This is a genomic window from Xanthobacter sediminis, from assembly GCF_043195015.1.
GTDB lineage: Bacteria > Pseudomonadota > Alphaproteobacteria > Rhizobiales > Xanthobacteraceae > Xanthobacter.
Genome location: NZ_JBAFWH010000004.1, coordinates 372656 through 384685, shown reverse-complemented (window position 1 = coordinate 384685; position 12030 = coordinate 372656). Strand labels below are relative to the sequence as shown.

12 protein-coding genes are annotated in these 12030 nt (G+C 68.6%); 4 read left to right on the top strand and 8 right to left on the bottom strand.

What is annotated here, in order from left to right; all coding sequences use genetic code 11:
* Positions 1–9 precede the first annotated feature (9 nt).
* From V5F61_RS07755 to V5F61_RS07720, 8 genes are all read right to left on the bottom strand, one after another.
* The gene (locus tag V5F61_RS07755; protein WP_393988912.1) at positions 10–1530 is read right to left on the bottom strand and encodes an aromatic/alkene/methane monooxygenase hydroxylase/oxygenase subunit alpha; all 1521 of its coding nucleotides are present in this window, start codon (positions 1528–1530) and stop codon (positions 10–12) included.
* A 60-nt stretch (positions 1531–1590) separates the two neighbouring features.
* Complete coding sequence (locus V5F61_RS07750) at positions 1591–1860, bottom strand: MmoB/DmpM family protein (protein ID WP_393988911.1); 270 nt, start codon at positions 1858–1860, stop codon at positions 1591–1593.
* A gap of 14 nt (positions 1861–1874) precedes the next feature.
* Positions 1875–2867, bottom strand: coding sequence for an aromatic/alkene monooxygenase hydroxylase subunit beta (locus V5F61_RS07745; RefSeq protein WP_393988910.1), 993 nt, complete (start codon positions 2865–2867; stop codon positions 1875–1877).
* A gap of 101 nt (positions 2868–2968) precedes the next feature.
* A complete protein-coding gene (locus V5F61_RS07740) occupies positions 2969–3250 on the bottom strand; it encodes a phenol hydroxylase subunit (protein ID WP_393988909.1) in 282 nt (93 codons plus the stop codon).
* Positions 3251–3260: 10 nt separating this feature from the next.
* On the bottom strand, positions 3261–4196 hold the full coding sequence (locus V5F61_RS07735) for a catechol 2,3-dioxygenase (protein ID WP_445329452.1): 936 nt from the start codon (positions 4194–4196) through the stop codon (positions 3261–3263).
* A gap of 266 nt (positions 4197–4462) precedes the next feature.
* Positions 4463–5440, bottom strand: a complete 978-nt coding sequence (locus V5F61_RS07730) for a LysR family transcriptional regulator (protein WP_393988908.1) — start codon at positions 5438–5440, stop codon at positions 4463–4465.
* 71 nt (positions 5441–5511) lie between these two features.
* Complete coding sequence (locus tag V5F61_RS07725; RefSeq protein ID WP_393988907.1) at positions 5512–6228, bottom strand: methyltransferase domain-containing protein; 717 nt, start codon at positions 6226–6228, stop codon at positions 5512–5514.
* A 24-nt stretch (positions 6229–6252) separates the two neighbouring features.
* Positions 6253–7383 carry a CaiB/BaiF CoA transferase family protein gene (locus V5F61_RS07720; protein ID WP_393988906.1) on the bottom strand — a complete coding sequence of 377 codons (1131 nt, stop codon included), beginning with the start codon at positions 7381–7383 and terminating at the stop codon, positions 6253–6255.
* A 320-nt stretch (positions 7384–7703) separates the two neighbouring features.
* Here V5F61_RS07720 and V5F61_RS07715 point away from each other — a divergent pair, with 320 nt between their 5' ends.
* The 4 genes from V5F61_RS07715 (at position 7704) to V5F61_RS07700 (ending at position 11994) form a co-directional block, all read left to right on the top strand.
* Positions 7704–8537, top strand: coding sequence for an HpcH/HpaI aldolase/citrate lyase family protein (locus V5F61_RS07715; RefSeq protein ID WP_393988905.1), 834 nt, complete (start codon positions 7704–7706; stop codon positions 8535–8537).
* A gap of 37 nt (positions 8538–8574) precedes the next feature.
* Complete coding sequence (locus V5F61_RS07710) at positions 8575–9738, top strand: acyl-CoA dehydrogenase family protein (RefSeq protein WP_393988904.1); 1164 nt, start codon at positions 8575–8577, stop codon at positions 9736–9738.
* Between the two features lie 11 nt (positions 9739–9749).
* Positions 9750–10604 carry an HTD2 family dehydratase gene (locus V5F61_RS07705; protein ID WP_393988903.1) on the top strand — a complete coding sequence of 285 codons (855 nt, stop codon included), beginning with the start codon at positions 9750–9752 and terminating at the stop codon, positions 10602–10604.
* Positions 10605–10992: 388 nt separating this feature from the next.
* Positions 10993–11994, top strand: coding sequence for a TRAP transporter substrate-binding protein (locus V5F61_RS07700; protein ID WP_393988902.1), 1002 nt, complete (start codon positions 10993–10995; stop codon positions 11992–11994).
* Positions 11995–12030: the final 36 nt, after the last annotated feature.

The window sequence follows — 12030 nt, the reverse complement described above, 5'->3', positions numbered from 1 at the left end:
GCGTCGCCCTCAGGTGTTCGAGGTGGCGAGGCCGCGCCACGCCTCGAAATTCTGCCGGTCCTGCGAGAGGGAATAGTCGCCGTTGTCGGCGCCGTCCCTCAGGCTCACCCAGTCCATCCACGCGCCGAGGTCGCCCTTGATGGGCTCCTGGAACAACTGCGGCATGGGCAGCCACGCCTGCACGTACTTCTCGGGCTCCGCCGCGAAGACCTCCTGGCAGCCGTCGGAGCAGAAGTGGTAGGTCTCGCCCTTGTAGACGGTCTCCCGGTGGCACAGGGTGGCGGGGTCGTCCGGCTCGGTGAAGACGCACGGCAGCTGGCAGCACTGGCACAGCTTGGCGAGGCCGTAGTTCTTGAACGGCGTGCCCGCGGCGGCCAGCTTCCTGATATGGTCCCAGCGCGGTCGGTAATACCTGTCGAACGTGGTGGGATACTTGGCGGAAAGCCAGGTCATATCGTCGTCAGACGGAATCCAGCTATGGAAGGCCGTGCCGAAGCTCCACTGGTAGAGGCCCAGCATGAACTGGTGGGACATGTGGTCGATGGCCTTCTCGGCATCGTCCCAATGCTTCGGCGGGCGGATGCCGTAGCGGGCAAGATCCCGGAACAGCGCGCTGCCGTTCTCCACGCCGTAGATCTGCCACGCCTCGCGCCAGGACATGACGCGCTTCGGCAGCATGTAGTCCATCATGGTGGAGACGAGGCCGAGCACCCGGAAGCCGCGCCAGAACCACTTGTCGATCCAGCGCTGGACGATGGGCAGGTTGTCCGGGTCTTGCTCCAGCATGAACTTGATGCATTCGAGGCCCAGCGTCATGTGCCGCGCCTCGTCGGACTGGGCCGAGAAGCCGAAGGTGACGGTGGCCATGTCGCCGTTGTAGGCGGCACCCGACATGAAGGGCACGAACAGCAGGTTCGTCAGCACATATTCGAACGAAAAGCCGATGGCGATCATGAACTCGAACGGCCCGGCGCTCATGGCGTCGTCGAAGAACGAGCGCGCCACGGAGGTGTACCAGATGCGGTCGCGGGCATCGGCGAAGGCGTGGAAGCCCGTGTAATACTTGTTGTAGTTGGAGAGGGCGTGGATCTGCGTCTGCGCGTGGCGCAGCTCGTCGATGGCCTGCATCTGGCAGGCGACCTGGGTGCCGACGCCGGGAAACTCGCGCCCCACGCGGGCGAAGCCCTTGTGCGCGGCATACTCGCCGGGGCTGATGGCCTGCAGGAAGATCTTCAGTGCCGAAAGATAGCGCGCATCGGTGATGTTGAGGTGCCCGTTGTTCTGAGCATGGGCATCCACGATGGCGTAGAACTTGCGTTCCTTCTCGGCCTGATACTTCCAATAGGCATCCATGGTGAGGCGGAAGGGGTCCTCCCACTTCTCCCAGTCGTGCACCTTGATGCCCTCATAGGCGGCGTAGGGAAAAATCCTCTCCTTCGGCTGGTAGCTCGGCTCCCAGCCGAGGTCCCGCGTCATGAGGCGATACTTCTCCTTGAGACCGATCTTCTTCCTCTCGACCTTCGCATCCATGGTCGTCTCCTCGGGATTTGCTTTTGTCTTTCGGCCTTTCCGGCCTTGATGGCAGGGCCTTCAGCGGCGCCAGCTCAGGGTGAGGCAGTCCTCGTCCTCGCTCACGTTGCCGGCGAGGGTGATGAGGTTGACGTGCAGCTCCTGCAGGTCGAACGCGCGGCCCAGGCGCTCCTCCACGCTGGCGCGCTGGATGACGAGGCAGTCGGGCGCGTCGATCTTCACCATGGCCGGCTGGCGGTTCACCACCGCATGGGGATTGTCGTCGGCGATGGCCTCGATGATGGGCCGGGTGTCCTCATTGGCCTGGAGGGCGATGAACACGGTGGACATGGGGCATCCCTCCTTCAGATCATGATCCCGGATTTCTCGAGCCGGGCGCGCAGCGCCCCCGCCTGCTCCTCCACCGCCGGCCCGGCGCCAGCGCCGAGGGCGATGCGCGCCACCGGCTCCATCGCCTCGGCGGCGCGGGCGCTCCAGCTGCCGCACCATTCGGCGAGCACGGCGCGGTTGTGGGCGGATTCCGCCGCAGTGGTCTTCAGCACCGCGTCCACCCACTTGCGGGTTTCCTCGAACCAGGCGCCCATGAACTGGGTGAGCAGCGCCACCGCCGCGCCGCCGCGAACGGGGAACTCGTCCTCCACGATGCGCGCGTAGACGAGCGGATAGAGCAGGCCGTCGAGCGCCACGTTCTGCGCCACGAACAGCTCGAACGGGTCGCGCACCACCAGCGTGTCCTCCACGTAGCGGCGCAGCGGCTGCCAGGGCAGGCCGTGGAGCCAGGCGGCCCTGCCCGCCTCCAGCGCCTCAACGTCGCCGAGCAGCAGGCCGAGCCGCGACAGGTATTGGGCGATGCCGAGCTGGTCCATGGCGGCGAACATGCACGGCTGGGTGAAGGCGACGCCATAGCCGTAGCCGCACACGAAGGTGTCGTTCTGGTTGGCGCCCCACGCCACGTGGCGCAGCGGTACCAGCAGGTCGAGGGCGATGCTCCGCAGGTCTTCCGGCAGCAGGCCGGCAAGGCCGCGCGCCTCGGCGAAGGTGAAGTTGGCGTCGGCGGTTTCCTGCTGGCGGGCGCGGGCGACGGTGTAGCTGCTGTAGTAAAACTGGCGCGGGTCCTTCAGCGCGTACCAGTCCTCCATCACGATGCGGGTGATGCCCGGGTCGTAGAGCTCCTGGTCCGGGTCCCAGGTGGGCCGGTAATGGAGGTTCTCGGCGGCCTGGATGTCGTAGCTGCCTTCCTGGTAGCGCGAGGCCGGCTTGTCGCCGAAGCGGCGCGCCAGATGGTCGAAGGTGTTGCGCAGCGGCTGGATGGAGACCGTGCGAAGGTCGATCTGCATGGGCGGCTCCTGAAGGGGCGTTCCTCGGGTCGGGTTCTTGTTTCGGTGCTGGGGGCAATGCCCTGGAGGGCGCTCCGCACGGGGCGGAGCGCCGGCGTGGATCACCGGCTGCGGGTGCCGGTGGCGTCGCCGAGACGCCAGTCGAAATCGCTGCGCGCATCGGCGCGCGCCGGGTCGGGCGGGAAGGGTTCCACCCGGTTCTCGGCGCAGAACGCCGCGAAGGCCTCCCGGCCGAGGATCATCTCGACGAACAGGTCCGGCTCGCCGATGGCGAAGTCGAACTCCACGAAGCCCGTCGCCCGCTCATGGGTGACGCGGACGAAGCGGCGGCTGGTGTCGAGATGCGCGGGCTCGATCTCCCGCGGGGGATCGGCGGGCTCCATGGGCGCCGCCTCAGGTCACCACCGTGAGGAAGCTGTCGTGCAGCTTGCCATGGGGGAAGTCGAGGCCATGGGGGAAGCCGTCGAAGGTCCAGGTGATGGTGCGCCCGTCCGGATAGGGCTCGTAGCCGCCGGCGAAGGTCTCGAAGCGGTTGCCCGAGGGGTCCCAGGCATAGATGGTCTCGCCGCGGGTGACGCCGTGGCGGGTGGGGCCCATGTCGATGGGCACCTTGTTCATGCCCATGATGTCGCCGGCGCGCAGCACGCGCTCCCAGGTGGGCATGCGGAACGAGAGGTGGTGCAGCTTGCCCGGCTCCGGATACTCCACGAAGGCGATGTCGTGGGTCTTGTGCGAGCAGGAGAGGAACAGGCCGATCTCCGGCTCGCCCGCCTCCACCGGCCCCAGAATGCGCTCCACCAGGTGGAAGCCCAGCACGTCCATGAACAGCGGCTTGTTGGCGAGCACATTGGGCCCGTACAGCAGGCAGTGATCGAGCCGGGTGGGAGCGATGCCACGGTCGGCCTCCGGCGCCCACGGCGGCGGGTTCACCTCCGGCAGGCCGTTGCCGAACCAGGACTTGGTGGCATAGAGCTCGAACAGGTGGCCGGTGGGCAGGCGGAAGCGCACGCGCTCTCCGGTCTCCAGGAGTTCCCCCGCCGGCAGACGCTCGGTGTCGATGCCATAGGCCCGCACGTCGCGCTCGAGCTGGTCGAGGGTCGCCTCGTCCAGCACCTTGAAGCCGATGAAGTCGATACCCGCATGGTCGCTCTCGCGCAGGATCAGGCTGTGATGGTCGCGCTCGTCCCAGCACTTGAGATAGGCGCGGCCCTCGTCGTCGCGGCCGGTCTCCACCAGCCCCAGCACGTCGCGATAGAAACGCACGGCCTCGTCGAGGTTCAGCACGCGCAGCTGGGCGTGCCCCGGACGCAGGATTCCGGTCATGGCCATGTCTGGTCTTCCTCCCGTTGAACATTGCTTCTTGTCACCGGGCGGCAAAACTTCATGACCCCGCCCGGCGCTTGCCTCTTCTCATGGCAAGAGCGATGCCAACTTCCGAAAAACCGCACTATTGCTGATTTTGGCCCGTGGAGAAGGGCCGTAGACGCTGCTGGAGGCCTGACTATTTTGTGCGGTGGGCCGCGACGTATGACAAAAACGTAAAGCTGCAATGCAATAAGTGCAATGCAGCTTCAGCCGCGCACTGCGCGGTGCCCTCAACGGGCAGCCCAGGCCAGGAGGTCGGCCGTGTCCGGCTCGTCCTCCACCAGCTCGGCGGGCCATGCGCCCTCACGCACCAGCTTCACCAGGGTGGCGTGGGCCAGCTCCTCGATGGCGCGCACGGCGTTGGACAGCGGCCGGTCGGACGGGCGAACCAGGTAGAGATTGCGGGAGAGCACCGGGTCGCCCATGGGCCAGATGCGCAGCACGCCCTGCGCCACCTCCGCCCGCAGCGCCGTGCGCGGCAGCACGGAATAGCCGAGCCCGCCCGCCACCAGCAGCTTGATCTGGCCGTAGGTGTCGATGTCGATGACGGTGCTCAGGCGCACGTTCTCGGCGAGCGCCCGCTCCTCCACCAGCTCCCGCAGGCCGTGGCCGGGGCTCGGCAGGATCAGGGGCAAATCCCCCGCCGCCGCGAACGAGACCGGCCCTTCCGGCGGGTGGGGCAGCTCCGCCGAGCGCGCCGGCCCGAGCAGACACAATTCCTCCGAGAGCACGCGCCGGGCCTGGAGCGTGCGGTCCGACACCGAGCGGTAGAGCACGCCCAGGTCGATCTTGCCCTCGCGCAGCCAGTCGAGCACGAAGCCGCTCATGGCCTCGGCCACCCGCAGCTTGATCTTGGGATAGCGCCGGCGCGCCTCGCTGAGGAGCGGCACGCACAGCATCTCGCTCACCGTGCCGGGCAGGCCGAAGCGCACCTCGCCCTCCGGCTCGCTCTGGCCGCGCCGCACCGCCTCCTGCGCCACCTCCACCTGGGTGAGGATGAGCCGGGCGTGGCGCACCAGCGTCTCGCCCGCCTCCGTGGGGCGCACGCCCTGGGGGCTGCGGAACAGCAGCTCCACCCCCAGGTCCAGCTCCATGTTGCGCACATGCTGGCTCAAGGCCGGCTGCGCGACGCACAGGCGATGGGCGGCCTTGGAGAAGGAGCCCATCTCCACGATGGTCACGAAATAGCGCAGCTGGCGCAGGTCCATGGCGTCTCCCCTTTTTGTTAGAGGAGAAGCTTATAGCACTTCACCCGAAAGCGGCTGGAAATTATGGGCGATCATCCCTCCGGCCGGGCGAGCAGCACCGCCCGGTGGGGCTGGTCAAGCCGGATGGCCGCTCCCTCCGGGCGCCCCCAGCGCGCCATGAGGGCGTCCACCTCTCCCCGAAGGCTGCGCGCCGCCTCGGCGCGGGCGGGGTCCACCGCCACCACCTTGGCGAGGAAGGCGTCCACATCCGCAAAGCGGCGGACGTCGTCAAATTCGCGCGCCCGCAAGAGGCACGCGCGCCCCTCCGTCACATGTCGGGCGATGACCGCCTGCGCCGCGCGGCGGATGTCCGTCTCGTCCTCCACCGGCCGCATGACCTCGAAGAAGGGCCCCTCGGCCAGGGGCTCCACCACGAGCACCGGGCCGTTCGTGACGCGCATCGCCTCGTCGAGGGCCGGAGACATCAGGGCCGGCGGCACGTGGTGGAAGCTGTTGAGCAGCGCTACCGCGTCGAAAGCGCCATCCGCGAAGGGCAGCGCCTCGGCGCCGGCCTCCATGAACGTGCCCTCCGGCACCAGAACGCGCGCGGCCGCCACCGCCTCCGCCAGCGGATCGACGCCGCTCACCCGCGCCCCCAGCGCCGCAAGCTCGCGCGCCAGCGCCCCACCCCCACAGCCCACATCCAGCACCCGCCGGCCGGCGAGGGGCGAAAGCCACTCCGCGATGAGCGCGAGCGGCGCCCCCTCGGGCCGCGATGCCGCCGCGCCGGCGGTCCCGGTCTGCTCCATGGGTTCCTCCCGTCTCTCGTGCTCTCAGGCTCGGGCCGCGAACTCGCGCCGCAGCGCCTCGCTCTGCGCGCCGAGCGCCGGCACCGGCCCGAAATGCGGCACCGTGCGGTCGAACAGCGCGCCGGGCGCGAGGCAGCGCACCGGACCGGTGGGGGTCTCCACCTCCACATAGCGGTTCTGCGGATGGTCGGTGAGATCCTCCATGGTGCTCACGCGGCCATAGGCGATGCGTGCCTTCTCCAGCCGCGCCACCATTTCGTCGCGCGGGTGGGCGGCGAACACCGCGCACACCAGCTCCTCCAGCGCCGGCCGGTTGGCGACACGCAGGCTGTTGCCGACGAAGCGCGGATCGGCGGCGAGACCGGGCTCCTCCAGCACGCCGGCGCAGAAATTCACCCATTCGCGCTCGTTCTGGATGGAGAACAGCACGGACCTGCCGTCGGCGCAGGTATAGGCGCCATAGGGCGCGATGGTGGGATGGCTGAGCCCGGCGCGCTCGGGCACCTTGCCGCCATAGGCATATTGCAGGAAGGGCACGTTCATCCAGTCCGCCAGCGCGTGGAAGAGCGACACCGAAATGTGCCGCCCCACGCCGCTCCGCGCGCGGCCGATGAGGGCTTGGAGCACCGCCTGGAACGCCGTCATGCCGGCTGCGATGTCGCACACCGAGACACCCACCCGCGAGAGCCCGGCCGCATTGCCGGTGATGGAGGAGAGCCCGCTCTCCGCCTGCACCAGCAGGTCGTAGGCCTTCAGGTCACGATAGGGGCCGTCCTCGCCGTAGCCGGAGATGGAGCAGGTGATGAGGCGCGGGTTGCGCGCGCGCAGATCGTCCGGGGCGAAGCCCAGGCGATCGATGACGCCCGGCGCGAGATTCTGGATGAACACGTCCGCCTTCTCGATCATGGCGGCCAGCACCGCGGCATCGGCGGCGTCCTTCAGGTCGAGGCAGATGGATTCCTTGCCCCGGTTGAGCCACACGAAATAGGCGCTTTCGCCGTGCACCAGCGCGTCGTAATTGCGGGCGAAGTCACCTTCCGGGCGCTCCACCTTGATGACGCGGGCGCCTGCATCCGCGAGGCGGCCGGAGACGTAGGGCGCGGCCACGGCCTGCTCGACCGAGACGACAAGTAATCCTTCGAGATCGCGGGGCATCGGAACACCGGAAAGCTTCATTTGGACGGGGATGGGGCCTTGCCGCGCGCGCCGGCTGCCGCGGCCGGATCGGCCCCGCTCCCGTGCAAGGTCGCCGTGCCCGCCGGGAAATACAAATAGGACTGAAAACTAGGCGGCATAGCGCAATGTTATGGCCCAGCGCGCAAAAGCTTTTCCGGCGGCTATAGGCTGGGCCTCTAAAGGCCAGCGCAAATCCGTATTTCGTCGTGCGCCGGGTTTGCGGCAAGTCTTCATCCACCGACACGCGACGCCGCCGCGCCCTGCGGGCCGCGCGCATCGCAAAGCGCAGGATGCCGCCCATGACCGCCGCCTCCCGCCCCTCCCCGCTCCGGAGGGGGCGGCTCGCCGCCCTGTTCGTTCCCGCCACCCGCCCCGAGCGCTTCGCGAAGGCCGCGGCGGCCGGCGCCGATGCGGTCATCATCGACCTCGAGGATGCGGTCGCCCACGCGGACAAGGAGGCGGCCCGCGCCGCGCTCGCGGCCGCCCTGAACGCCGGCCTGCCGGAAGGCGTGCCCCTGCTGCTGCGCATCAACGGCGCCGGCACGCCCTGGCACGCGGACGACCTCGCCCTCGCCGCGCGCCTGCCCCTCGCTGGCGTGGTGCTGCCCAAGGCCGAGACCACCGACGACCTGATCCATGCAGCTCGCCAGCTCGCCGGCCTGCCCCTGGTGGCCCTCATCGAGAGCGCGGCGGGCCTCGGCCGCGCGCGGGCCCTCGCGGCGCTGCCGCAGGTGGCGCGCCTCGCGTTCGGCTCCATCGATTTCGCCGCCGACCTCGGCTGCGCCCATACGCGGACGGCGCTGCTGGCCGCCCGCTCCGAGCTGGTGCTTGCCGCCCGCCTCGCCGGCCAGGAGGGGCCGGTGGACGGGGTGACCACCGCCCTCGCCGATGCCGCCCTCGCCACCGATGACGCCGCGCACGCGGCCGAGCTGGGCTTCGCCGGCAAGCTCATGATTCACCCGAGCCAGATCGCCCCGGTGCTGACGGGCTTCGCGCCCTCCGCGGAGGAGATCGCCTGGGCGCGGCGGATATTGGCAGCCATCGCGCAGGGCGGCGCGGTGGTGAGCGTGGACGGCGCCATGGTGGACGCGCCGGTGCGCCTGCGCGCCGAGCGCATCCTCGCGCGGGCCTGAGCGCCCCAACCAGAACAAGACCCAGGGACAAAGACCCATGAAGACCGTCGGCAGCGACCAGTTCGAGGACATCCGCGACGCCGTGCGCGCCCTGTGCGCGGATTTTCCCGCCGAGTACCACCGCAAGGTGGACGAGGCCCGCGCCTATCCGGAAGCGTTCGTGGACGCCCTCACCAAGGCCGGCTGGATGGCCGCCCTGATCCCCGAGCAGTATGGCGGCTCCGGCCTCGGCCTCACCGAAGCCTCCGTCATCATGGAGGAGATCAACCGCGCCGGCGGCAATTCGGGCGCCTGCCACGGCCAGATGTACAACATGAACACCCTGGTGCGGCACGGCTCGGAGGAGCAGCGCCGCCGCTACCTGCCAAAGATCGCCTCGGGCGAACTGCGCCTCCAGTCGATGGGCGTCACCGAGCCCACCACCGGCACCGACACCACCAAGATCAAGACCACCGCGGTGAGGAAAGGCGACCGCTACGTCATCAACGGACAGAAGGTCTGGATCTCCCGCGTTCAGCACTCCGATCTCATGATCCTGCTCGCGCGCACCACGCCGCTCGCGGAGGTCGCCAAGAAGTCCGAGGGGCTCTCCATCTTCATCGTGGACATCAAGGAGGCCATGAAGAGCGGGATGGCGGTTCGCCCCATCCTCAACATGGTGAACCACGAGACCAACGAGCTGTTCTTCGACAACATGGAGATCCCGGCCGAGAACCTCATCGGCGAGGAGGGCCAGGGCTTCAAATACATCCTCACCGGCCTCAATGCGGAGCGCACGCTGATCGCGGCCGAGTGCATCGGCGACGGCTACTGGTTCATCGACAAGGTCACCGCCTATGCCGGCGAGCGGATGGTGTTCGGCCGCCCCATCGGCCAGAACCAGGGCGTGCAATTCCCCATCGCTGAGGCCTTCATCGAGGTGGAGGCCGCCAACCTCATGCGCTTCGAGGCCTGCCGGCTCTATGATGCGCACGAGGCGTGCGGCGCCCAGGCCAACATGGCCAAGTATCTCGCCGCCAAGGCCTCGTGGGAGGCGGCGAATGCCTGCCTCCAGTTCCACGGCGGCTTCGGCTTCGCCTGCGAATACGACGTGGAGCGCAAATTCCGGGAGACGCGCCTCTACCAGGTGGCGCCCATCTCCACCAACCTCATCCTGAGCTTCGTGGCCGAGCACATCCTCGGCCTGCCGCGCTCGTTCTGAGGAGGCCCGCCGTGACAGACACCCCGAAGCTCGACCTCGACCACCTGCGCGAATGGATCGGCCGCGAGGAGGTGGCGCGCGAGCCCGTCACCGCCGCGCTGGTCCAGCGCTTCCGCGCCACCTTTGACGAGGAGCCGGGCACCCCGGCCGAGGGCGAGGCAGCGCCGCGCGGCATCCACCTGTGCCTCGCCCCGCCCACGGTTCCGATGCACGCGCTGGGGCCGGACGGCCACCCCGCGCGCGGCGGCTTCCTGCCGCCGGTGCCCCTGCCCCGCCGCATGTGGGCGGGCGGCGCGTTCGTGTTCGAGGGCGACCTGAGGGTGGGCGACACCATGCGCCGCACCTCGCGGGTGGAGGATCTCTCCATCAAGGAGGGGCGCACCGGCACCCTCTGCTTCGTCACCGTCCGGCACACCATCGCGGCCGGCGAGCGCACCGTGCTCACCGAGCGCCAGGACATCGTCTATCGCGGCCTCGACGCGCCCGGCGGCGCGGCGCGAGCCCTGCCGGCGGCGGGGGAAGGGCAGTTCAGGCGCGAGGTCGACCCCACCCCGGCGCTGCTGTTCCGCTATTCCGCGCTCACCTTCAACGGCCACCGCATCCATTACGACGAGCCCTACGTGACGCGGGAGGAAGGCTATCCCGGCCTCGTGGTGCACGGGCCGCTGCAGGCGACGCTGCTCTACCGCTTCGCGGCGGAGATATTGGGCCGCGCGCCGACGCGCTTCTCCTTCCGCGGCCTCTCCCCCCTGTTCGATACCGGCCCCTTCCTCCTCCACGCTGAGGCGAAGGGCGACGGTGCCGTCCGGCTCTGGACCGCCGCACCCGGCGGCCCCCAGGGCATGGTGGCGGAGGCGCACGCTTAAGGAGCCTCCGACACGCTGGGACGCCCACCGAATACCGAGAGGCGTTTCAGATGCCTGGCGCATTTTTCCGGTGTCGCGGCGGGCGGGCGAGCCCGGCTGCGGCTTGGCCCCGCGACCTCCAGGTGAGCGGGGCACCTCGCAGGTGAAAGCCGCATGAGACAGGTTGAACGGCTTCCGCATCGCAAGCATCGCAACGCAACGGGTGCACCGCACACATGGTTATAAGCGCATTCTATCTCCGCTAGGCTCATTCTCTATTGGCGCACATGGCCGGCTTCCGGATAATGCGCAGAACGAACGCACCAGCTTCTGCAAGAAGTGCGGCAAGGAAGGGACCGGCACAAAGCGCGCCGGCCGCCCTTCCGGCAACACATTGGGAGGACACATCATGAAGTTCACGCTCATCGGCGCCGCCGTGCTCGGCGCCGCGCTTCTCGGCGCACCCGCGGCCATGGCGCAGCAGACGGTCATCAAGTTCAGCCACGTCACCACGCCCGACACGCCAAAGGGCAAGGGCGCGGAGAAGTTCAAGGAGCTTGCCGAAAAGTATACCGATGGCAAGGTCAAGGTCGAGATCTACCCCAACTCCCAGCTCTACAAGGACAAGGAGGAGATGGAGGCGCTCCAGCTCGGCGCGGTCCAGATGCTGGCTCCCTCCCTCGCCAAGTTCGGTCCGCTGGGGGTGCGTGCGTTCGAGGTGTTCGACCTGCCCTACGTGTTCCCCGACAAGGAGGCCCTGCGCCGCGTCACCGACGGCGACGTGGGCAAGCAGCTGTTCGCGAAGCTGGAGCCCAAGGGCATCAAGGGCCTCGCCTATTGGGACAACGGCTTCAAGATCATGACGGCCAATACGCCGCTGGCCCAGCCGAAGGACTTCCAGGGCCTCAAGATGCGCATCCAGTCCTCCAAGGTTCTGGAGGCCCAGTTCCGTGCCATCGGCGCCCTGCCGCAGGTGATGGCCTTCTCCGAGGTCTACCAGGCCATGCAGACCGGCGTGGTGGACGGCTCCGAGAACACGCCATCCAACATCTACACCCAGAAGCACTATGAAGTGCAGAAACACGGCCTGGAGACCAACCACGGCTACATCGGCTACGCCGTGATCGTGAACAAGGCCTTCTGGGATGCCCTGCCCGCCGACACCCGCGCCCAGCTCGAAAAGGCCATGGCGGAAGCCACCCTCTACGCCAACTCCATCGCCCAGACCGAGAATGACGAGGCGCTGGAAGCCATGAGGAAGTCCGGCAAGATCGCCCTCGCCAAGCCGACGCCGGAGGCCACCGCTGCCTTCCGCAAGGCCATGGAGCCGGTCTATTCCGAGATGTCCTCGCGCATCGGCCAGGACACCATCGATCAGGTCCTCAAAGCCACCCGGGCTGTCGGCCAGTAACCTCCCGGCCGCGTGCGGCGCGCTCCGCTCTTGTCG

What these genes read in the sequence shown, in the direction of transcription:
- V5F61_RS07740 (WP_393988909.1), bottom strand. Translation starts at nt 3,250, where the DNA reads ATGGAGCCCGCCGATCCCCCGCGGGAGATCGAGCCCGCGCATCTCGAC.
- V5F61_RS07710 (WP_393988904.1), top strand. Translation starts at nt 8,575, where the DNA reads ATGAAGACCGTCGGCAGCGACCAGTTCGAGGACATCCGCGACGCCGTG.
- V5F61_RS07755 (WP_393988912.1), bottom strand. Translation starts at nt 1,530, where the DNA reads ATGGATGCGAAGGTCGAGAGGAAGAAGATCGGTCTCAAGGAGAAGTAT.
- V5F61_RS07735 (WP_445329452.1), bottom strand. Translation starts at nt 4,196, where the DNA reads ATGGCCATGACCGGAATCCTGCGTCCGGGGCACGCCCAGCTGCGCGTG.
- V5F61_RS07720 (WP_393988906.1), bottom strand. Translation starts at nt 7,383, where the DNA reads ATGCCCCGCGATCTCGAAGGATTACTTGTCGTCTCGGTCGAGCAGGCC.
- V5F61_RS07715 (WP_393988905.1), top strand. Translation starts at nt 7,704, where the DNA reads ATGACCGCCGCCTCCCGCCCCTCCCCGCTCCGGAGGGGGCGGCTCGCC.
- V5F61_RS07725 (WP_393988907.1), bottom strand. Translation starts at nt 6,228, where the DNA reads ATGGAGCAGACCGGGACCGCCGGCGCGGCGGCATCGCGGCCCGAGGGG.
- V5F61_RS07750 (WP_393988911.1), bottom strand. Translation starts at nt 1,860, where the DNA reads ATGTCCACCGTGTTCATCGCCCTCCAGGCCAATGAGGACACCCGGCCC.
- V5F61_RS07730 (WP_393988908.1), bottom strand. Translation starts at nt 5,440, where the DNA reads ATGGACCTGCGCCAGCTGCGCTATTTCGTGACCATCGTGGAGATGGGC.
- V5F61_RS07700 (WP_393988902.1), top strand. Translation starts at nt 10,993, where the DNA reads ATGAAGTTCACGCTCATCGGCGCCGCCGTGCTCGGCGCCGCGCTTCTC.
- V5F61_RS07745 (WP_393988910.1), bottom strand. Translation starts at nt 2,867, where the DNA reads ATGCAGATCGACCTTCGCACGGTCTCCATCCAGCCGCTGCGCAACACC.